At 73.1% G+C, this 20,579-nt stretch carries 10 protein-coding genes and 1 tRNA gene; 3 read left to right on the top strand and 8 right to left on the bottom strand.

Annotation, left to right across the window (positions count from 1 at the left end; all coding sequences use genetic code 11):
* Positions 1 to 44 precede the first annotated feature (44 nt).
* On the top strand, positions 45 to 311 hold the full coding sequence (locus tag TsocGM_RS26060; protein ID WP_158633562.1) for a hypothetical protein: 267 nt from the start codon (positions 45 to 47) through the stop codon (positions 309 to 311).
* Positions 312 to 343: 32 nt separating this feature from the next.
* On the opposite strand, the gene TsocGM_RS14085 is transcribed toward TsocGM_RS26060, so the two are convergent.
* The 5 genes from TsocGM_RS14085 to TsocGM_RS14065 are packed head-to-tail and all read right to left on the bottom strand — an operon-like array spanning position 344 to position 15,385.
* A complete protein-coding gene (locus TsocGM_RS14085) occupies positions 344 to 2,659 on the bottom strand; it encodes an FHA domain-containing protein (RefSeq protein ID WP_126726110.1) in 2,316 nt (771 codons plus the stop codon).
* A gap of 47 nt (positions 2,660 to 2,706) precedes the next feature.
* On the bottom strand, positions 2,707 to 3,576 hold the full coding sequence (rsmH, locus tag TsocGM_RS14080) for a 16S rRNA (cytosine(1402)-N(4))-methyltransferase RsmH (RefSeq protein WP_126726109.1): 870 nt from the start codon (positions 3,574 to 3,576) through the stop codon (positions 2,707 to 2,709).
* 30 nt (positions 3,577 to 3,606) lie between these two features.
* Entirely contained in the window at positions 3,607 to 5,499 is a 1,893-nt protein-coding gene (locus TsocGM_RS14075) for an SWIM zinc finger family protein (RefSeq protein ID WP_126726108.1), read from the bottom strand.
* On the bottom strand, positions 5,496 to 12,056 hold the full coding sequence (locus tag TsocGM_RS14070; RefSeq protein ID WP_126726107.1) for a HEAT repeat domain-containing protein: 6,561 nt from the start codon (positions 12,054 to 12,056) through the stop codon (positions 5,496 to 5,498). Before TsocGM_RS14070 ends, TsocGM_RS14075 begins: the two co-directional genes overlap by 4 nt.
* Complete coding sequence (locus tag TsocGM_RS14065; RefSeq protein WP_126726106.1) at positions 12,053 to 15,385, bottom strand: BRCT domain-containing protein; 3,333 nt, start codon at positions 15,383 to 15,385, stop codon at positions 12,053 to 12,055. The genes TsocGM_RS14070 and TsocGM_RS14065 overlap by 4 nt, the downstream gene beginning before the upstream one ends.
* Before the next feature lie 1,153 nt (positions 15,386 to 16,538).
* Between TsocGM_RS14065 and TsocGM_RS14060 the strand changes: the two genes are divergently transcribed.
* Both TsocGM_RS14060 and TsocGM_RS14055 read left to right on the top strand, forming a co-directional pair.
* Positions 16,539 to 16,612, top strand: a tRNA-Met gene (locus tag TsocGM_RS14060).
* 219 nt (positions 16,613 to 16,831) lie between these two features.
* The gene (locus tag TsocGM_RS14055; protein WP_126726105.1) at positions 16,832 to 17,554 is read left to right on the top strand and encodes a hypothetical protein; all 723 of its coding nucleotides are present in this window, start codon (positions 16,832 to 16,834) and stop codon (positions 17,552 to 17,554) included.
* A 218-nt stretch (positions 17,555 to 17,772) separates the two neighbouring features.
* Here the strand turns inward: TsocGM_RS14055 and TsocGM_RS14050 are convergent, their stop codons facing one another.
* The 3 genes from TsocGM_RS14050 to TsocGM_RS26055 all read right to left on the bottom strand — a co-directional run bounded on the left by TsocGM_RS14050 (position 17,773) and on the right by TsocGM_RS26055 (position 20,115).
* Positions 17,773 to 18,258 (bottom strand): hypothetical protein, encoded by a 486-nt coding sequence (locus TsocGM_RS14050; protein WP_126726104.1) that lies wholly within the window; start codon positions 18,256 to 18,258, stop codon positions 17,773 to 17,775.
* Positions 18,259 to 18,502: 244 nt separating this feature from the next.
* The gene (locus tag TsocGM_RS14045; protein WP_158633561.1) at positions 18,503 to 19,549 is read right to left on the bottom strand and encodes a formylglycine-generating enzyme family protein; all 1,047 of its coding nucleotides are present in this window, start codon (positions 19,547 to 19,549) and stop codon (positions 18,503 to 18,505) included.
* A gap of 113 nt (positions 19,550 to 19,662) precedes the next feature.
* A complete protein-coding gene (locus tag TsocGM_RS26055) occupies positions 19,663 to 20,115 on the bottom strand; it encodes a serine/threonine-protein kinase (protein ID WP_158633560.1) in 453 nt (150 codons plus the stop codon).
* Positions 20,116 to 20,579: the final 464 nt, after the last annotated feature.

Genomic DNA, 20,579 nt, shown 5'->3' with positions numbered 1-20,579 from the left:
CTTCTTGGCGGCAGCGGGCGTCCGCCCCCGACGGGCTTCAGGACATGAGAGACGAACCGCCCGACTGGGATGACGACGAGGAGGACGACCTCCTGGAGCCTAACGAGGAGGAGGACGACGACGAGGAGTCGGGCGTGCTCCCCTGCCCGTCGTGCGGCGCCGAGGTGTTCGAGGACGCCGAGCGATGCCCCCACTGTGGCGACTTCATCGTCGGCCGCCGCCTCCGGGCCTGGGAAGGGCGGCCGTGGTGGTGGATCGTGCTGGGTCTGCTGGGGATCGGGGCGGTGATCGGGGCCTTCGGCGGGTTCTGAGCCGGGGAGGGAGTCGGTCTGGCCGGGGGCGGTCAGATCCAGGGGTCGTCGACCGCCTCCTCGACCGAGGCGTAGAGGTCGACGAGCTTGGGCAGCCGCATCGAGTCGAGCACGGGGAGGATTTTCGGCGCGACGCAGCAGACGCGCAGGGCGCCGTGCTCCCGGTCGAGGTGCTGGAAGAAGGCGAGGATGACGCCGACGGCTCGGCTGGAGAGGTAGTCGACGTGTTCGAGGCTGAGCACGACGCGGCGGGGGAGCGGCTTGTCGAAGAAGGATTGCAACTCGTAACGGAGCGGGCCGACGGTGGTCTCGTCGTCGAGGAACGACTCGCGGATGCGGGCGACGAGGACGCCGTGGACGATCTCGCAGGCCAGGGCGTTGGTGGAGAGGGACGGGTCCCCCGCTCCGGGGAGAGGCCCGCCGCCGGCCTCGGCCTCGGCCCCGGCCCCGGCCCCGGCCCCGGCTCCGGCTCCGGTGCCGGGATCGGAGGAGGGGGAGCGGATCAGCAGCGCCGTGTCGGCGTGGGGGTCGGCGGAGGCGGCCTGGTCAAGCAGCCAGGAGGCCAGGGCGTCGTCGTCGGCGGTGCCCGGGGCGGGGCCGGAGAGGATCTGGAGCGAGAACTGGAGGACGCCGACCTGCATCGGGTCGCCGTCTCGGGCCTCGGCCTCCTCGCCGCGGAGGGTGCGGCCGGCGAGGATGGTGCCGTTCTTGGTGCCGTAGTCTCGGACGAAGACCTTGCCGTCGCGCAGCTCGATGATGGCGTGGATCCGGCTGACCGTCTCGCTGTTGGGGCGGAGCTGGCAGCGGGGATCGCGGCCGATGACGAAGCGGCGGCCTTTGATCTCGATGGCTCTCCCCTTGGCTCGGCCCGCCTCGACGATCAGCCGGACGGTGGGGGAACCCGGAGCGGCGGCCGGGGCCGGGGCCGCCGTTGCCGTTGCTGTTGCCGTTGCCCAAGAGGCGGTCGGCCCGGTCCCCTCCTCGGGCTCCTCCGGCCGGGAGGGGCGGGGCCAGACGCTCTCCAGCGCCGGCTCGGCGTCGGGGAACATCTCGATATGCTTGTAGAGATCGGTCATGAAGAACAGTTGCGCGACCGCCGGCTGGACGGTGCAGATCTTCAGGGCGCCTCCCCCCTTTCGGCAATGCTCGTAGACGCTGAGCACGGCGCTGAGGGCCTGGCTGGAGCAGTGCTCGACGTTGCGGAAATCCAGCGCGATGCGGACCTTGCCCGCGGCGATCAGCTCCTCCAGTTGGTGGGCGACGCGGCGGATGTCATCCTCGTCGATCAGGTCGCGGTCGAGGATGCGGGCCAGGGCGATGCCGTGCTGATCCTGCACCTCCAGGCCGTGCCGGGAGGGGGTCGGCTTCGGTGCGTGGCCGACCTCCTCGAAGACGTCCTCCTCGCCGTGCAGGCGGTCGAGGATCTTCTGGGCGGTCTGCATGGCCGGGGAGACGATAACGTTGGAGTCGGTGACGCCGGCGGAGACGACGCCGCCGTGGCGGGCCTTGATCGTCTCGGCGATCCAGGAGGGGGACCGGCGATCGAGTTCGGCCGGGTCGCCCACCAGCACCAGGTAGTGCACCGGGCCGACCGCCAGTTCGTCGCCGTCGGTCAACTCGACGGGGGCCTCGATGCGCTGGCCGTTGACGCTGGTGCCGTCGGCGGAGTTGATGTCCTCGACCATCAGCCGGTCGGCTCTCCAGTAGAGCCGACAGTGCCGCTTGCTCACCCGGCCGTGGTCGGGCCGGAGGTCGCACGACGGCTCTCGCCCGATGACGCATTCCTTGCCGGTCATGCGGTGGTGCTGGTTGCCGTACGCGCCGAGCTGGACGAGCCTGACTTCCATCGCGTTCGACTCCGAGCGCGGGCGGGCCCACGTTGGCCGGGAAGGCGAGGAGAGGAGAGGGCTTCCCAAATGTGACGACCAGAAGGATTGGTCGATCCGGCGGATGGAAGGCCGCCCGTCTTCTGGTCTACATCGGAGCCGCAGCGGACGCAAGCCCTCGGGACGATCCTCGCGGATTTCGGAGATTTTTCCACATCTTACGCATGCGTGTGTTCGTGGAGTTGGCCACGCCGGATCGTTCTCGGAGATCCCCTCGCCGAGGAGGACGACGTGCCGGGAGCGGAAGGCGAGCCAGGCTTCTCGGCGGATCTCCTTGCGGCGGGCGGCCTCTTCCTTGAGGGACTTCTTGTCGGCCTCTTGCTCGCGGTCGGACAGGGCATCGCTGTTTCGGCGAGGGATGAGAACGCCGCGCTGGGCGAGCTGGGCGTCGACGTAGGGGCCGATGCCGCCGGCCCGCTCGATGGCCCGCCAGAGGGAGAGCAGGTCGGTGGTGCGGGACATGCTGGCCTCGTCTGGGGGGGATCGGTCCGGACGGCGTTGGGGTCCGGTCAGATGCGTTCGGCGGCCCGGAGCTTGGCGCTGCGCGCCCGGGGGTTCTGCCTCAGCTCTCGGTCGCCGGCGATCTCGGGCTTCTTCGTGAGCGGGCGGAGGCGGTCGTCGTCGCGGAAGGCGGCCTTGACGCGCTCGTCCTCCAGCGAGTGGAAGGTGAGCACGACGAGGCGGCCGCCGGGCCGGAGGCGGTCGGGGGCGGAGTCGAGGAAGCGGTCGAGCGTGGCCAGCTCGTCGTTGACGGCGATCCGAAGCGCCTGGAAGACTCGGGTGGCCGGGTCGGTTCGCTCTCGGCGGTGGCCGTAGGCCGACCGGACGAGGTCGGCGAGCTGGGAGGTCGTCTCGATCGGGGCCTGGCGGCGGCGTTCGACGATCCGGTCGGCGATGGCCCGGGCGCGGGGTTCGTCGCCGAAGGCTCGGAAGGCGGCGATCAGGTCCTCGGGGGGCCAGGTGTTGACGATGGTGGCGGCGGTGGTCGGCTGGGAGGGGTCGAACCGCATGTCGAGCGGCCCCTCGCGTTGGAAGCTGAAGCCTCGGGAGGCGGTGTCCATCTGGTCGGAGGCGAAGCCGAGGTCGGCGAGGATGCCGTCGACCTCGGCGATCCCCAGGGTGTCGAGCACCGGGGCGATCCGGTCGGAGGCCGAGTGGATGAGGGTGACGGGCCGGTCCCGGGTGCGATCTCGGGCCAGGTCGAGCATCATCGGGTCGCGGTCGAGGGCGATCACTCGGCCCGAGGGGCCGACCCGATCGGCGATGGCCGCCGAGTGGCCGCCGGCCCCGGCGGTGGCGTCGACGAACACGCCGCCGGGCCCGGGGGAGAGCCAGCGGAGCACCTCGTCGAGCATCACGGGCCGGTGGATCGGGGGCATGGGTCCGGGGTCTGTTCTGGTTTCGTCGGGCTAGCTGGAGGAGGCGTCGAGGAAGCCCAGGCCAGTCAACCGATCGACCCGGGAGAGGTAGGCGGTGCGGGCGTCTTCGACCGAGTCGAAGGCGAGCCGTTGGCGACGCATCGGGGAGCCGGCTCGGCCCCAGTGGATCGTCAGGCGCTGGCGGTCGAGCGAGAGCTGAGAGACGTCTTCGCCGCGGTCGTCCCGCCGGCTGAAGACTCGGGTTTCGGCGGTGAGGGCCTCGGTGGGGGAGAGGCCCCGGCGGCGGAGCGTCTCCCGCTCGGCGAGGGCCATCCGCAGGGCGATGAGGTGGGCGCAGGGACCGTCCTTGAGGCCCTGGCGGCGGAAGAGGGGGCAGGTGCATTCGGCCTTGGAGACCTGCCCCTCTTCGGAGAGGAGCATCACCGGGCGGTACTCGCGGCGGTCCTCGGCCACCTCGACGCGGCCGGTCAGCTCCAGCCCGGCGGTGGCGATCCGGTTTTCGGAGACGATCGTCACGGCCCCCCGGCGGGCGACGAGGTCGTGGGCGATGCGCTCGCGCTGGTTCCGGTATTCCAGGCGAGCCAGGTCGATCGGAGCGTCGGTCAGCGGGCGGAGGCGGTAGACGTCGGCGGCGAGGTCGTACATGATCCGCCCTTGCTGGCAGCCGAGCTGGAGGGCCTCGATCAGCGGCTCCCACGTCAGCTTGGTCGCCTTGAGCAGCTCGCCGGCGCCGGCCTTCCAGTGCGAGGAGAGGTGGGCGAGCACGGCATCGAGCTCCTTGCTCGACTCTTGCGTCTTGCGGGGCAGCAGGAGGTCGAAGCTGATCGCCTGCGACCAGTTGGCGGCGGTGAAGCCGGTCAGGCCGAGGGTGAGGGTGATTGGCCCGGCTCGGAGGACCCAGAAGCTGGGCAGGCCGCTGCCGAGCAGGTGGACGTCCACCTCTCTGGCCAGCGGTAGGAACCGCCGCAGGAGGAACAGCCGGCGGCGCCCCCAGACCCGAAACACCCGGGCCGACGGGCCGGAGAACGGGGCCGCGCTGGACCGGATGACCGTCTCCCAGGGCTCCAGCACCAGCCGGGGGGGCTCGCCGGGGACGAGCTCGAGGCGGATGCCCCGGCGCCGGCCCTTCTGGTCGGCGTGCATCCGGAGCTGCCGCAGGGCGTTGTACAGGTCGATCGGGTTGAGGGAGAACGACGTTCGGGGCAGGGCCGCGGCCGACTGGACCTGGAGGAAGCCCCGGAGCCACGAGTCCGGCACGCGGACGGTCTTCTCCAGGACGGCGCCGGCCCCCTCGGTGGCGACGGAGACGCCCTCGAGGCCGAGGCTCAGGCGGGTCGTCCGGTAGCTCCTCATCTGCTCGATGCCGAGGTGCAGCGCCTCGCTGAAGTCGATGTTCGTGGTGCCCCAGGTTGTCGAGACGGCCGGGTCGGGCTCGAAGGCGTCGAGGTCGACGCCGAGCTTGGCGTAGGTCCCCTCGTCCTTGCTGAAGACCTCGAAGAAGACCTGGTCGGGGTGGGCGGTGACGACGGGGTCGAGGATGAGGTACGCCGTCGGGTCGTTCCGCATCAGCCAGGAGAAGTAGGCGCGTTGCGCCTCCCAGAGGCCGAGATGGGCGGATTCGGCCTTCATGCGGCGGTCGGCGAGGTAGGCGGTGCGGTCCTTGGGGACGTAGCGGTAGTCGCTGCCGACGACGGCGTGGAGGGCGGCCATCGCCTCTCGGAAGGGGAGCGGGTCGCGCAGGGCCGCCTCGAACCGGACGGCGGGGCGGTGCCGGTTGGCGACCAGCGAGAGCGTGGCCGAGTCCCCTTCGGAGACGAGCGTGCTGGGGCCGGCGTAGGCCAGGTCGACATCGGTATGGCCTGGCGTCTCGACGGCCTCGGCCGGCTCGGCGTCGGGGCGGTCGGCGGCGGCGGCGTCGCTCATGGCGTCACCTCGGGGCGTCGTCGGGAGTGCGGGCGGCCTCGGGCTCGTTTCGATCGGCGGAGGGCGCGCCAGGCGGCCTTGCGCAGCTGCTCGTCGTTCCGGTCGTCGAGACCGACGCGGCGGAGGTGCTCCTCGGCCGATTCGGCCGCCAGGGCGGACAGCCCCTCGATGGCGCCGAGCCGGGGGGAGTCGGGCAGGGAGCGGTCGTCGGCGACCCTCGCCAGCGCGTCGATGCGCTGGCGATCGACCAGCAGCGGCACGACGACCCCCTGCTCGTGGAGGCGGGGGGCCGAGGCATCGAGCAGGCCGTCGAGGGCGGCGCCGGCGCGGTCGGCCAGGCGATCGAGGCCGACGGGGTCGCCGAGCAGTTCGGGGGCGAGCCGGGAGGCCCTTTCGGCGTCGACCCGGGCCAGGGCGTCGGCGGCCGGGCCTCGGAGGTCGGGGGGGCCGTCTCGGGAGAGGCGTTCCAGGGCGTCGAGGGCGGCGGCCGGGGGGGAGTCGAACAGGAGGAGCGCCTCCGCCGAGGCCCGGAGCAACTTCTGCTCGTCCGGGATCGCGTGGGCGACGAGCCCCAGGGCGACGAGGTCGCCGATCGCCTCGGCCGCGATCCCGAGCCGGCCGGCCGCCCAGGCCAGCGAGGCGAGGGCTCGGGGAACGCCGTCCGCGTGGACGTTGCCGGTCATGAAGAGGTGCCAGCCGCGGGAGTCCCGGGCGATCGCCTCTCGGCGGCGGGACCAGTCGTCGAGCCAGCGGCCGAGGGCCGTTGCGATCGCCTCCGACGAGGCCGCGTCCCGGGCCCTTCCCAGGAGTCGGGAGGCGGCGGAGACGGCCAGCGGGTGGTCGGAGCCGAGGGCGGCTCGGGCCTCGTCGAGCGGCGGCTCGGGGCGGTCGAGCAGGATGGCGCCGATCGCGTCGGCGGTTTCGTCGGGGCAGCGGGGAATCAGGGCGAACAGCCGGCCGGGCTCTCCTCGTGCTCTGAGGCGATCCAGTGGCGAGTCGAGCGGGATGTCACACTGCGACTGGATCGCGGCCCAGCGCCGGGGGGAAGGGCCGAAGAGGCCGCTTGGGTTCTGGACGGCGGCCTCGTCGGGCTCGATCGACTCGGGGCCGAACACGAGGCGGGCGCTGCGGAGGGCGATGCCGCAGTCGGGGAACTCCCCCTCCCGAAGGTGGCGGAGCAGCAGGTCCCGGGTGGCTGGCTCGTCGTCGAAGGCGAGCAGCTCCAGGGCGACCCGGCGGTTGCCGAGGTCCTCGACGCCGTCGGCCACCGCTCGGATGCGGGCCCAGGCCTCCGGAGTGCCGAGCCATCGGAGGCCCTTCAGCGCCATCGGAGAGACGCTGCCCGGGGACCGGCTGCGGCGGTCGAGCAGCGAGAACACCTCGTCCGCCTTGCCCGAGCGGCCGAGGTGGCCGAGGGCCTCGGCGGCGACGTCCTGGAGGGCGTGGCCGTCCTCTCCGGCGAGCTGGACGAGCAGGTCGAAGGCGCGGGGGTCGCCCAGCTCGCCGAGCGCGACGACGGCGCGGCGGCGGAGGGAGAGGTCTTGCAGGAAGTCGACGGCCGACCGCAGGACGGCCAGCCCCTCGGCCCGCTTGCCCAGCGCCAGGCCCTCGGCGGCGAGGAACTGCGAGGTCGGGTCGGGGTGTGCGATCGCTTTCAGCAGCGGCTCCGCCGGGCCGGATCGCCGACGGAGCCGCCAGCCGATGGCCTGGAGGGCGAGGTGCCGAGGGCCTTCGTCGGGGTGGGTGGCGGCCCGGGAGAGCGGTTCGTCGACCTCGGGGCCGAGCGCCCATCGGGCCGGCGCGATCGCTCGCTGGAGCAGTCGGGGCTCGGCCAGGGAGAGGCAGCGGTCGATCAGCTCGGCGAGCAGGGCGTCTCGCCGGGGGTGTTGCTTCGCCATCCAGGAGCGGTCGCCGGGGCGGTCGTCGAAGGGGTCGTCGATGGGCTGGTCGTGGCCGCTGATCGTGAGCACGGCGTCGAAGGCGAGCGCCCGACGGTTCTTCTGGCGGTCCATCAGGGAGAGCAGGCGGCCCGCGTCCTCGGGGCGCCGGAACCGGGAGGAGGCCGGGATGAGCAGCTCGGCCGGGGAGGTGCCGGCGGGGTCCTCCTCCAGGCGGTCGAGCAGGGCGCCGGCGGCCCGGGGGTCGCCCAGGGCCTCGAAGGCGGCGACGATCCGGGCCTGCTCGGGTTTCTCGACCGCCTCGGCCAGCAGGCGGACCAGGGCGTCGAAGGCCGCCGCGTCCTTCTTGTCGGCCAGGGCGAGGGCGGCGGCGCGGCGGACGGCGGCGTACCGGGAGTCGAGGGCTCCCCGGAGGGCGGCCCGGGCCGGCTCGCCTCCCTTCCCCTCGACGGCCTCCTCGGCCAGCCAGGAGACGGCGATCGTCCGCAGCCGGTCGGAGCCGGCCTCCAGCGCCTTCGAGGAGACGGCCAATCGCCCGACCCGGGCGCTGAGCAGCCGGGCGGCCTCGACGGCAAGGTCGTCCTTGCGGGACATCATCACCTGTTCGAGAGCCGATCGGCCCGCCTCGGCGTCTCCGGGGGAGGCGCCGAGCAGCTCCAGGCCGCGGACGCCCACGTCGGAGTGGCCGGCGCCGAGGGCCTCGGCCCCGAGGGTGGTCGGCTCGAGCCCCAGCGCGAGCAGGTGGTCGAAGGCGGCGAGGCGGACGTCCTGGGAGGGGTCGCCGAGGGCCTGGACGAGGACCGGGATGACGCTCGGGGAGAGCGCCGGGTCGGCGTCGGCGAGGGCCCGGAGGCGGTCGGCCGCCGAGCGTCGGACGCGGGCCGAGGCCTCCGGGGAGACGAGCTTGACCGCCGGGGACGGCGTCTTCCGCTTCTTCTTGGCCTTTGAACCGGCCCGCTCCCCCTGTTCCCGGACGAGGCCGACGTAGGCGCCGAAGGCCCTCCCCTCCAGCTCCTTGGCCGGGATGGGCGCGGCGGTCGAGGCGGGGGCTCTTGGGGCCTCGGTCGCTTGGGGGAAGCGCCGAGACAGGCGGGCGAGGGCCAGCTCGAGCGCGGCCGACTCGGTGTGCTCGGGGCTGATCGTCGGCAAGAGGAGGGCGGCGGCCCGGGCGCGGACCAGCGGCGGGGAGAGCGTGAGCAGGGCGGCCATCGCGTCGACGGTCGGCCCCGGGACGCTCCACGAGGGCTGGTCGCCGCGGTCGTTCACCAGGCGGGTGGCCGCGTCGAGCAGCGCGGTCGGGTCGAGGGCCGACCGCAGCGTGTCGGCCGCGAGGAGGCGGACGCGGGGGGCCCGGCTCGACAGGGCGGCGACCAGCCGGGAGGCGTCTCCCCGGGGGGTCTTCAGCTCCCGGAAGACGAGCAGGAGCAGGGCGAGGGCCCGGGTCGTCTCGTCGTCGTCGTCGAGCGAGACGACGAGCCGGGGGTCGCCGAGGTCCCCCAGCGCGGCGGCGACGGCGAGGCGGTCGGCTCGAGAGAGGAGCTTGGCCCCCTCGGGGGAGTCGAGCAGCGGGGCGATGGAGGCGTCTCCCCGGAGGGCGAGGCCCATCGCGGCTCGGTACGTGACGGAGGGGTCGGCGTGGGAGAGGGCCTGGCGGAGCGGGCCGTCCTCCTCGGGCGTCGAGCACCAGCAGAGGACGGCCGAGGCCCCCTGGCGGAGGGGGGCGTGGGGGGAGTCGAGCAGCGGCAAGGCCGGGACGACGGCCTCGGGGTCGCCCAGCTCGGCGAGGCCGTCGAGCGCGGCGGCGGCCAGTGCCAGCCAGTCGGCCCGGCGCTCGGCCTCGGGGGGCTCGGGGGAGGCGGCGAGGGCGACGAGCGGCCCGAGCGCGGCTCGGTCTCCCAGGCGGGCCAGGGCGGAGGCGGCCCGGACCCGGACGTCGGCGTGGGGGCCGCTCAGGGCGAGGGCGAGGGCGTCCCGGGCGTCGTCGGTGACGAGGGCGTCGATGGCGAGCCGGCGGACGTCTCGGTCCTCGTCGTCGATCGCCCGGAGCAACAGCTTCTGCGCCGAAGCGGAGTGCTTCTTCACCAGCCCGGCGACGGCCTTCGCGCGAAGGTCGGCGTGGCGGCAGCCGAGGGCGGCGTCGAGGACTTCCAGGCCCCGGGTCTTCTTCTCGGCGGCGGTGAAGGCGTCGAGCCGGAGCGCGGGGTCGGGGTCGTCGAAGGCCTCGAGCAGAAGGTCCCAGGCCCAGGGCTCGGCGGCCTGGCCGAGGACCTCGGTGAGGACCTCTCGGCGGACGTCGGCGTGGATGCTGCGGCGGGCGAAGCGGAGGGCGCCGGCCCGTCCCCCGGCGGCGGGGAGGTTCAGCGCGGCTTTGAACGCCTCGGCCCGGATGGCGGCGGAGCCGTCGTTCAGGGCCCGGACGAGCAGCCGGCCGATCGGGTCGTCGGCCGACTCGGGGGGGGCCTTCTTCGCCTCGGCCAGCAGCAGTTGCAGCCCCCGGCGGCGGACGTCGTCCTGATCGGCGTCGAGGCCGGCGGCGGCGGCCTGGAGGGGAGCGTCGGCGTTGATCGCGGCCAGGGCGGTGAAGGCGGCGTCTCGGACCTCGGGGGCCGGGTCGAACAGGAGCGATCGGAGGCGGTCGACGGCGGCCGGGTCCCGAAGCTCGGCCAGGGCCCGGCAGACCTCGACCCGGGCCGAGGGCTCCGCCTCCCGGCTCAGTTGCAGGAGCAGCCCGAAGGCCCGGGGGTCTCCCAGCATCGCGAGGCCCCGGGCGCCCCGGAGCGAGGTGTCGAGCGACCGGCTCGAGGAGGCCGCCAGCAGCGGGGAAAGGTCGTCGGGGTCGAGCCCCGCTCCGGGAGCGTCGGGCGCCTCGGCCTCGGCCTTCGCCTTCCCCCCCTTCTTCGAGGGCTTTGGCTTCGCCCTGGGCTTCGCCCCGCCCGTCTCGGCCTTCTTCGAGTCGGGGGGGCCGGCCGCCCCCCCCTGCCCCGAGGGATCGGCGTCGAGGTCGGCGAACTGGCGGTCGAGGTCCGGGTCCTTGGCTCGGAGCGTCGAGCGCAGCCGGGGCCGGGTGTGGAGCATCAGCAGGAAGGCGACGCGGCGGACCTCGGCGTCCTTGTCGTCGAGCCGGCGCCGGAGGGCGGTGGCGACGGTCGGCCGGCCGAGCAGGTCGCGGTGCCAGAGCCGGAGCAAGCCCCAGCGGCGGAGGTCGGCGTGTTTGGCCCCCAGGGCGGTGAGGGTGGCCTCGGGGGAGTCGGGGGTGCCGGTCGATTCCAGGACCTCGGCGGCGGAGCGGCGGACCTCCCACTCCCGGGCGTCGAGCGCGGCGAGCAGGCGGTCATAGGCCTGGTCGTCCTTCCGGGCGATCGGGCCGAGGGCTTCGACGGCGAGACGCCCGATCTCGGGAGCGCCGGCCTTCAGGGCCAGGTCGATCGGCCGGAGGTCGTCCGGCCCGGCCCGGTGGCGGAGCCGATCGAAGGCGAGGGCGCGGACGGCCTCGTCGGGGTGGTCGAGCAGCCCTTCGAGCAGCGGGACGGCGCGGGGGTGGTCGGCCTCGCCGACCTTCCGGGCGGCGTCGAGCCGAAGGCCGGGGTCGCCGTCGGCCCGGGAGTGCTGGGCGAGCAGGTCGATCGCCGAGGCGTCGCCGGCCGAGGCGAGGTCGGCCAGGGCGGCCTCCCGGCGCCTGGGGTCCCCCTCGGCCAGGTCGTGCCGGGCTCGGGAGAGGGCGTCGTACAGCCGGTGCGAGACGTCGCCGAACTTGCCGGCGGCGTCGAGCACGACGAGCCGGAGCGTGTTGTCCTCGCAGCAGACGACCAGCCGGGGGCGGTCGTGGACGGTGACGACGGCCAGCCCGCGCACCCGGGCGATGCCGTCCTTGAGGGTCGCCGGGCGGGCCCCTCCGGTGCGGGGCCAGGTCTTGATGGTCGAGTCGAGCGACCCGGTGAGGAATCGGTCCCCCGGCGCCCAGGAGATCGCGGTGATGACGTCGTCGTGGCCGAAGCGTTTCGCCCGGTCCTCCGGCTCGAGCGAGCCCCGGGCGAGGGTGGAGCGGAGCGAGCGGTCGGCCCCGGCGGAGAGGAACCGGAGGTCGTCGGGCTCGAAGGCCAGGACGGTGACGGCCCCCTCGTGCAGCCGGGACGACTCGCTGAGGATGAAGTCGTCGCGCCCCTCGGCCGAGAAGACGGAGACGTCCCCCTTGGCCGAGCCGGCGACGAGCCATCGGCCGGTCGGATCCGAGGCAAGGCAGGTCGCCTCGCTCGGCAGTTCCAGCTCCTGGAGGGGGGCCGCCTTTCCCTTGCTGATCGCCGCGACGATTACCCTCGGGCCGGAGGCGATCGCCAGCCGGCCGTCGGCCAGCGAGGCGAGGGCCGGGATCGGTGCGCCCCCCTCGATGGTCAAGGCCTGGGACGGCGGGCCTCCGCTGATCGATCCGAGGGAGAGCGTCCCGTCGGTCCCTCCGATCCAGACCCGGTCATCCGCCACGCAGAGGGACCGGCCGCCGTGGGGGAGCGGGTCCGAGGCCAGCTCGAACGATCGGCAGTCGAGGCGGTAGAGTGCCGTCGGCCGGCCCTCGGGGTGCTCGGTGACGAAGACCAGGATCGGTCTGGACCCGGCGATCGCCCGGATCTCGCCGCGATAGCCCAGGTACTTCTCGGAAACGCTCACGACGCGGCCCCCTTCCCGTCGGTGAGGGCCGGCCCGGCCGCCGCCGCCGCGAGCTCCGGATGCGCGTGCCGGATCCGGGTGACGGCGACGAGGCAGGCGGCGTGCTCGCTCTTGCCCCGGGAGCCCAGGAACTCGACCAGCGGCGGCAGGGCGGCCCGGGCGAAGGCCTCGTCCTCGATCGCCAGGTCGCGTAGCGTCTCCACGACCGCGAGCTTCGCCAGGCGGTTCGGCAGCGGTTTCAGGCGATCGAACCCGTCTCCCGGCCCCTGGCCGTCCTTCCCGGAGGGGCCCGAGGCCGGTTTCCTCCCCGGCCGGCCGGGGGGGAGCTCGAAGAGCATCCGGCGGAGCAACTCGCCGAGGATCGGTGCGGGAGCGGGGGGCCGCTCCGGGGTCGCGGGGGGGCCAGTGCCCCGGGAGGAGGCCGCGGCGGCCGCCTTCTTCGTCGCGGTCGGGCCGATCATCGGCCGGGGGGAGACGTGGGGCGTCCACCCCTCGGTGACGCGGCGGTCCCGGTACAGCGACCAGAGCGCCCGGACAACGAAGGCGCGGACGGCCCGGTCGGGACTCTCGGTCAGGCGGTACAGCTCCTCCGGCAGGCGGAGCCGGGGGGAGCGGTCGATCAGCTTCAGGCCGAGGGCCCGGGTCGTCTCGTCGGCCGATTCGCAGAAGCGGTACACGGCGGCCGGGCTGAGCGTGTCGGGGTCGATCCGGTAGCGGCGGTGCTCGGGGGAGTCGTCGGCCAGCAGCGCCTCGGCGACGAAGCGGCGGACCTCCGCATGGGGAGACTCGGCCAGGCGGACGAGGTCCTCGCCGGGGGGGGACCAGCGGGCGAACTCGTAGCATGCCAGGGCGAGGGCGAAGGCCCGGATCGGCTCCCGAGAGTCGGAGAACAGCGGGCGGACGCGGTCGATCGTCAGGAACGCCTCGGGGATCTCGGCGCCGGGGTCGACGGGCCGGTCGGTCTCGTCGAGGGCCATCTGCGGATGGTGGCGCCGGATGTACTTCCGGGCGAACTGGCCGAGCCGGGCGTCCTCCCGACCGCCGCCAACGGCCAGCTCCCAGAGCCGATCGCAGCCGGCGAGGGTGGCGTCGGCGGAAACCTCCCGCGATCGGCCGGAGAGCATCTGGAGGAAGGCGGTCTCGGAGATGATCCGGATGTTCGCCCCCTGGCTGTTGAGCTCCTCGGCCTTGAGCTGTTTCGAGCCCTTCTTGCCGTGGCCGTAGAGCGGAGAGCCCTCGTCTCCGATCACCAGGTAGTGCAGCTTCGCCGTCACCCCGGAGGAGACCGCCCCGTTGGCCTCTCGGACCTTCCCCTCGGCCTCCTTGCGCTGCATCGTCGCCAGCTTGCCGGTGAACAGGAAGGAGGCCCCGCCAAGGTCGATCGCCTCCTCCTCCCTGGCCTCCTCCTCTGGGGCCGACGATGGCGGAGCGTCGGCGGCGGGAGGGCCCTGCGGCGAGGGGGCGAAGTCGGCCGGGACGAAGCCCTTGATCATCACCTCGACGGCGAAGTCGTGGTAGCGGGGCTCGGCGCGTCGGACGAGGCCGAGCAGCCAGTCGAAGCCGAGTTCCTCGGGGGAGAAGCGGCGGACGTCTCCCAGCCAGGCGAGGACGCTTTCCGAGGTCGACTCGTCGAACGAGAGGGCCGGGCCCCACCGATTCGAGATCGAGGGGGCCCGGCGGACCAGGGGATGGGCCTCCCAGTCGGGGTGGAAGGCCAGGGCCTTGAGCGCGTCGAGCGGCACCGATCGGGCCTTGAGGCGCCCCTCGTCGATCCAGCCGACGGCCTCCCAGCGCGTCTCGGGGCGGATCAGGAGCAGGGCGAGGAACTCGGGGTCGAGGCGGTCGGGCTCGAACCGGGCGAGGTGCTCCATGGCAAATCCGAGCACGTCGCCGGCGGGCTCCTCGACGGCGCGGTCGAAGGCGTCGATCAGGCCCTGGAAGTAGTCGGCGCCGAGGGAGTCGGGCCGGTGGAGCTTGGGGAGCAGCTCGGCGGCGAATTCAAACGCCTCGTCACTCTCCGAGGAGAGGAGGCGGTCGCGGAACCACTCGGGCGACAGTTCCTTGGGGCCGAAGTGGGCCCGGATGGCCCTGGCGGCCAGCTCGTGCCCGTATTCGGATTCGAGCAGGCGTCCCCAGGAGTCGAGGCCGACCTCCGAGCGGGGGTCCCGGGCGCCGAGCAGGTCGGCGGCGAGGGCTCGGACGGCCGGGCTGGGGTTGTCGGCCAGCCGGACGAGCCGGTCGACGGGGAGGTCTCGGGCGTGGGTCCGGGCGTACTGGGCGGCGTAGGAGCGGGCGTCGTCGCTGGGGGAGTCGAAGAGGGAGAGGACCGGCTCGTGCAGGCCGAGCGTTCGGAAGCGTCCCTGCTCGAACCTCGGCACATTGGCCAGGAGCCAGACGACGAAGTCGTGCACCGCCTCGCTCCGGGAGGCGATCAGGCGGACGACCCAGCCCGGTTCGACCTCGCGCAGCGAGGCCCGGAAGTCCTTCGTCAGGGCATCGGCCGCGAAGCGGCGGACGGCGTCGCTGCGGGCCCGCTCCAGCAGGCCGAACAGCGGCCGGGGGCTGCGCCGCCAGGCCTCGGCGAAGGCGCGGTGCGTCAGCAGGTCGGGGGGCCTTGAGCGGATCGAGAACCGGCCTCGGCTGTAGGTCTTCAGTCCGTGGTCGAGGATGTGGTTGTAGAGCCAGGCTCCGCCCGATCCCCACCAGCTTGGGTGCCACGACTCCGGGTATCGGGCCAGCACCGCCGAGGCCGCGTCGGGGTAGGCCACCGGCAGGGTCCGGCCGATCTCCCTCAGGTACCGCCAGGAGCGGCGGACCATGTAGCCCATCGTCCGGCGGCCGACGCCGTGCTCCCGGGAGGCGTACGCCACATCCAGCCGGGCCGCCAGGGCGGCGAAGACCTCCAGGTCCCCGCGTTGCTCGGCCTCCTTGAAGATCCGCTTCAGCGCCCGCCACGGCCCGTACACCAGCGCCACGCGGTCGATCACCCCCAGCAGGCAGGACCTCGAGAACGGCGAGCCGTCCTCCCAGAGGGCGAGGATGACCTCGAACAGCCGGAGCCGGTCGTTCAGCGGCACCTCGGCCTCGGGAGCCTCCAGCGCCCGGAATTTCGCCATCCGCTCGACGCGCTGCTGTTCCAGCGGCTTGCGGGAGAACTCCCGCCCCCGGATCTCGGCGATCGCCCGGTCGAAGGTCGGTGCCCCTTCCCGGATGGGGGGTTCCGGCTCGGGATCGGGCCGGGCGGCGATGGTCACGATCAGGTCGACCAGCACCGGGTCGCGCGCCTCCCAGGCGCGGCGGACATCGTCGATCGAGGGTCGGATCGCCACGGCTGGTCGCCCCGTCGGGTGCTCGCGATCGGGAAGGGTCGGGCTGTGGTGCAATCGCCGGGAGTCGTCGAGGTCAGGAGGCGGAGCGCGACGAGGGTGTCTTGCTCTCGGGCCTCACGCTCGGACTTCCGGGATGGAAGGGAGACGGGTTGCCTCACAACCCTGGTGATCGGGCCCCGGTTCGGGAGGCCGGCCGGTGGCCCGGCCCGGACCGCCGTCCCCGGGGAGTCGTCCTGCCATCGGAAGGGTCAACATCAGAGAGGGTCTACCACCGGACCTGGGACATCGAAGGCTCTCCGGCCCGCCGCCCCGACGGGATCCCTCTTCTCGGCGGAACCGCGACCGGCGCGGTTGAACCAGGCCCGCCGAGAAGAGGGATCCCGTCGGGGCGATCAGCGGGCCTGAAACAGCCTTCGTTGTGGCGCGAGGGATATCGCTTCCTCGGGCGGCGCATCGCCGCCCCCGGCACCCGAAGGCGCCGAGCTAGACCTGTCCTCCCGTCAGTTGCCCATTCGTCGATCCGCAGGACCGCTTCCTTGTATCGCGTTGGCGGGCGCCTCGCAAGGGGGTGTACCGAATTTTTGTCCACTAGGTTCCTCCAGGCGTTCCGGAGCCGCCCGAGGCCCCCGCCGGGCGTCCCGGCGATTGCCGGTTGGCCGGGCGGGGGTCCCGGGATCGTCGTTCGGACGGGTTGCCGCGTTGGCACGACTGCGGGGGTGTCCACCACAGGACCTGGGACATCGAAGGCTCTCCGGCCCGCCGTCCCCCGGGGACTACTCGGCCGGGCGGAACCGCGACCGGCGCGGTTGGACCAGGCCCGCCCGGCCGAGTAGTCCCCGGGGGACGATCAGCGGGCCTGAAACAGCCTTCGTTGTGGCGCGTGGGATATCGCTTCCTCGGGCGGCGCATCGCCGCCCCCGGCACCCGAAGGCGCCGAGCTGGACCTCGACCCCCTGCCCCGTCGGCTCCGAGCGCTCGGCTCGACTCCTCCGGTCGCCCTCTTCTACGGGACCGGTCCCCCCGCCGCAAGGGGCTCGTCCCCTCCTCCCTCGACGCCGCGACGCCCCCCGATCCGGGTTGCAATCCGGTTCGGGTCCCCGTAAGATCATTCCACACACCGAGGCGGATGGGCAGTCCCACGACTCCCCCCCATGGCGGCGTAGCTCAGTCGGTTAGAGCAGCGGAATCATAATCCGCGTGTCGGGGGTTCGAGTCCCTCCGCCGCTACTTGCGACAGGTTCCGACCCACCCCGGCCCGAGGCGACTCAACCCGCCTCGGGTTTCGCGTATGGTGGGCGTGCCGGCGCGAGTGGCCGCGCGACAGCTGATCACCGTGAGCGACCTTGAGGAAGGCTGTCCGGAAATCAGGGAGGACGAACCCAAGATCGGTCGCTTCTCGGCGGAACAGGCAGCGAGCGCTGCAACGTGATCGGTGGGCCGGCCCCCGTGAATCTCTCTGACGTTACGGACGGCGGAGAGACGGTCAAGATCGCGGATTCATTCGGTCAGAATCCGTACGTTCAGGAGGAGGACACCCCTGCCGGGTCGTTCCTCGGCGATCCGGAGAATCCCGTCATCTGCCGCCAGATTCACCGGGTCACTTACAATCCGGACGAGGGGGCGTTCTACGCATGGACGGGAGACTTCAATCGCGGGCACGGCGACGAATGCCACTGGCTGCGAGGGGTCTACGACCCCCACGCCGATCGTTGGGAATGGTCCGTGCTGATCTCGGTCGACGCCAATTCGCGATACCAGTCGGGCGGCATCACGTTCGTCGCCGGGCAGCACGACTGGGCGGCCGATGCCAATGGGCCGAAGCGCTCCGACGAGGAGTATGACCGCGGGATCTTCCGATGCTCCCCGGAAGACCTGACCGATCCGTCGACGCACACCCGGCTGTTCGATGCCAGGTTCGAACTGGCGAACATGATCATCCAGGATGGGGTGATCCTGGCCGGGCACTGCGCGCCGGCGTCGACGGTTCAGACGGGCATCACCTTCTCTCCCGACCTGGGCCGGACCTGGGTCGAAGACGACCTGGCCGAGTTCGGTCCGCGGTCCTCGGTCCGCTTCCATCCAAAGAACAGCGACGGCTGGTTCCGGGTCGATTTGCGCAAGGGATGGATCGAGCGTGGCGAGGTGCTCTTCATCAATCCAACGCCGTGACGGATCGCTCGGAACCCATCAGCGACCCGTGATCTTCGGTGTGACGCTTCCCGGCTCGGGCCGGACCCTCGGCGACCGCGATGGGGTCCAGGACCTCCCGGGACGCGAGCTGGGCCGGGGATCCGCCCGCTCGCCCGTCCTCCCGGTGCATGCTCCGGGGGACTCCGGCCTCCTCGACCCGGAGCGGGACGAGGAGGCCGGGGCCGGCCGGAGCATGGTTATCGGGGAGGGGGTTCCGGATCGATCAACGCCTTGTTCTGGGAGGCGGTCTTCTCGAAGGGGACGTAGAGGCGGGGGCGTTGCCGGCGGCTGGTCAGGGCCTCGACCCCGTCGATCAGCAGGGAGCCGAACCGGCCGAGGGAGATCGGGTCGACCTCGCCCTGGGGGCTGTCGAGGATTGCCTGGGCGAGGGCGCGATGCCCGCCGGCGGAGAGGCTGGGGCGGTCCTGCTCGTCGGCGACGAGGACGATGACGCCTCGGCGCATCAGGTCGCGGATCCAGCGGGTCTGGCGGCTCTCCCAGGGGGAGCCGGCTTCGTGGACGACGTCGAGGACGACGATCGTGGCGCAGCCGAGCCCGGCGGCCTCGCCGAGCCGGTCGGCCAGCCACCTGCGGTCGGGAGACGGGGCCAGGGCGTAGACCGCCCCCTCGTGGCCGGCGAGCATCCGGGTCCGCCGGCCGGAGGAGACGTTGAAGATCGCCACGCCCGCCTCGCAGGCGACGGCGATCGCCAGCGAGCCCGGTCCCCCCTCGCCGGGGGGGAGGAAGGAGTAGGCCCACCAGCGGCGGTCGGTGACCGGGTCGAGGGTGATCGGTCGGCGCTCGCCATCGGGGCCGACGAGGTCCAGCCGGTGGATGTCCCGGGGCTCGACCCGCCAGCCTTCGGCCGAGAGGAGGGCCCTGCGGACCTCGCCGCCGGCGACCGTGCCGGCCGGCCGCCGTCCGATTCTAGTCCGCTCCCAGGGCCGGGCCGATGGCCGGGGGCTTGATCACGATGCGGAATCCGACGTATTCGGCCAGGTTGATGCGGTCGAACGGGTCGCTGCGGTCGAAGGTCCGGGCGTTGGCCTCGCCGTCGAACAGCGAGCCGCCTCGGACGACGTGCAGGCCGGCCCTCCCGGCGGGGCGGACCCAGGGGTCGGGATCCGGCGAGGGAGTCTCGGGGTAGGCTTCGTAGTAGTCTCGGCACCACTCGCTGACGTTGCCCGACAGGTCGGCCACCCTCTGCTCGGTCTGGTCCTCGGCCCCCTCCTCCACCGGCACGGTGGCCACCGGCAGGCTGCCGGCCCCCTCGACGAGGATCAGCGCCCGCTCCCGGTCGTCGCCGACGAAGACGTGGTTCTTCCCCCGAGACCGGGCGGCGTATTCCCACTGGGCTTCCGTCGGCAGGCGGCCCCCCAGCCCGGCGGCGAGCCGGGTGGCCTCGATGTGGTCGAGGCACGAGGCCGGGTGGCGCCTCGCCTGGTGCAGGCCGAAGGCGTCCTGCACGCGGCGGACGTAATCCCGGAACGGGTGGTGCGGCCACTCGGCCTCGGCGACCCGAAGGCCCCGGTAGTAGGCGGCGATCTCTCCGATCGTCACCTCGAACCGCTGCATGTAGAAGCCCGAGACGGTCACGCGATGCACCGGCAGCGCCGCGTTGTCCCGGAGCCGGCCGCCGCTGGGGGTGAAATCCCCCATCGCGCAGGAGCCGCCGGGGATGCGGACGAACTCCACCCGCTGCGAGTCGCCGTCGCCGTGGTCGACCTCCCGGAACAGGACGCGGGGCCAGCCGTCCTCGGCCGGGCCGGCGTCGGGATCGACCCGCACGCCGATCGGCAGGTAGTAGCCGTCGCTCAGCTCGAAGTCGATCGAGGACCCCTCGTCCGTCGTCTGGTACACCGCCGAGGGCCAGCCGTCGGCGGTCGGCTCGCTCCCCGAGGCGACCTGGAACCCCAGCGCCTCCAGCCGCTCGACCCTCCGGCGATCGGCCAGGCTGGTTCCGGGGCCGGGCACGTCGGGGGGCTCTGGAGCCGCTTCCGGATCCGGAGGGGAAAAGGAAGGGGGAGGCTCGGCCGTCCTCCGCTCGGGGACGATCCCCCCGCCGACGAGCATCGGCCCGACGACCTTCACCCCGGCCACGACCCCGGCCGGCGGCCAGGGACGATCATCAGGTTCGACGGCTTCAGGTCGCGGTGGACGATCTGGTGGTCGCGAGCTTCTTGCAGCACGTCTCCCAGCTGGGCCAGCAGCCGGGCCACCCACCCCACCGGCCTGGGAGAGCCGGCGCCGGGGACGTGGTTGAGGCTCTTCCCTCGGATGTACTCCATCAGGATGAACGCCGCGTCGGCCCCGATCCGGGCGTCGTAGACGGTCACCGCGTTGGGGTGCTGGAACTGGGCCATCACCCGGGCCTCTCGGCGGAACCGGGCGCGGATGACCGGGTCGAAGGCGATCTGGCTGGTGATGAGCTTCAGCGCGCTTTCGCGGATCAACACCTGGTCGCGGACCCGCCAGACCGTTCCCATCCCCCCCTTGCCCAGCAGGTCGAGCACGAGGAAGCGGTCGTCCAGGATCGTCATTCTCTCGACGATCGTCCCCGGCAGGGCGAACGACTCGGCCGTGCCCGTCGGCCCGGTGCGCGAGCCGGAGCCGGACCCCGAGCCGCCCGACGCCGGGGTCGGGTCCGTCTCCAGCGGAGAGCGCCCCTGCCGGGGCTCCCGGGGGTCATCGCCTGGCTCAGGCTTCACGGAACAACCTGGGGAAGAGGGTCTCTGCGATCCGAACCGAATCCGAATCGATCCGGCCCCGCCGGTCGCCACCCTCTCCGGGTCGCTTCCCCGGGGCCGGGCGGCGCGGGGAGCGCCGGACGGCCGCCCTCGTCCGTCCGTCCGGATCGGGAGCCACCGCCTGGGCTCGCCCCCAGCCGATCCTCGGGGGCCGTCTCCCCTGTCATCTTCGCACTCACCCCCGGTTCCCTGCCAGAGAATCTCGCGTCCGATCCCTCTCGATGCGGCATCACGCCGCGACCTCTCCCGGTTCCCCC

Source organism: Tautonia sociabilis (genome assembly GCF_003977685.1).
In the GTDB taxonomy this organism is placed as follows: domain Bacteria; phylum Planctomycetota; class Planctomycetia; order Isosphaerales; family Isosphaeraceae; genus Tautonia; species Tautonia sociabilis.
The sequence above is the reverse complement of the archived record's forward strand: the minus strand, read 5'-3'. Positions and strand labels throughout refer to the sequence as shown.

Excerpts from the sequence above, each read along its gene's own strand:
- TsocGM_RS14085 (WP_126726110.1), bottom strand. The coding sequence starts at position 2,659 with ATGTCCCGCACCACCGACCTGCTCTCCCTCTGGCGGGCCATCGAGCGG.
- rsmH (WP_126726109.1), bottom strand. The coding sequence starts at position 3,576 with ATGCCCCCGATCCACCGGCCCGTGATGCTCGACGAGGTGCTCCGCTGG.
- TsocGM_RS26055 (WP_158633560.1), bottom strand. The coding sequence starts at position 20,115 with ATGACGATCCTGGACGACCGCTTCCTCGTGCTCGACCTGCTGGGCAAG.
- TsocGM_RS14075 (WP_126726108.1), bottom strand. The coding sequence starts at position 5,499 with ATGAGCGACGCCGCCGCCGCCGACCGCCCCGACGCCGAGCCGGCCGAG.
- TsocGM_RS26060 (WP_158633562.1), top strand. The coding sequence starts at position 45 with ATGAGAGACGAACCGCCCGACTGGGATGACGACGAGGAGGACGACCTC.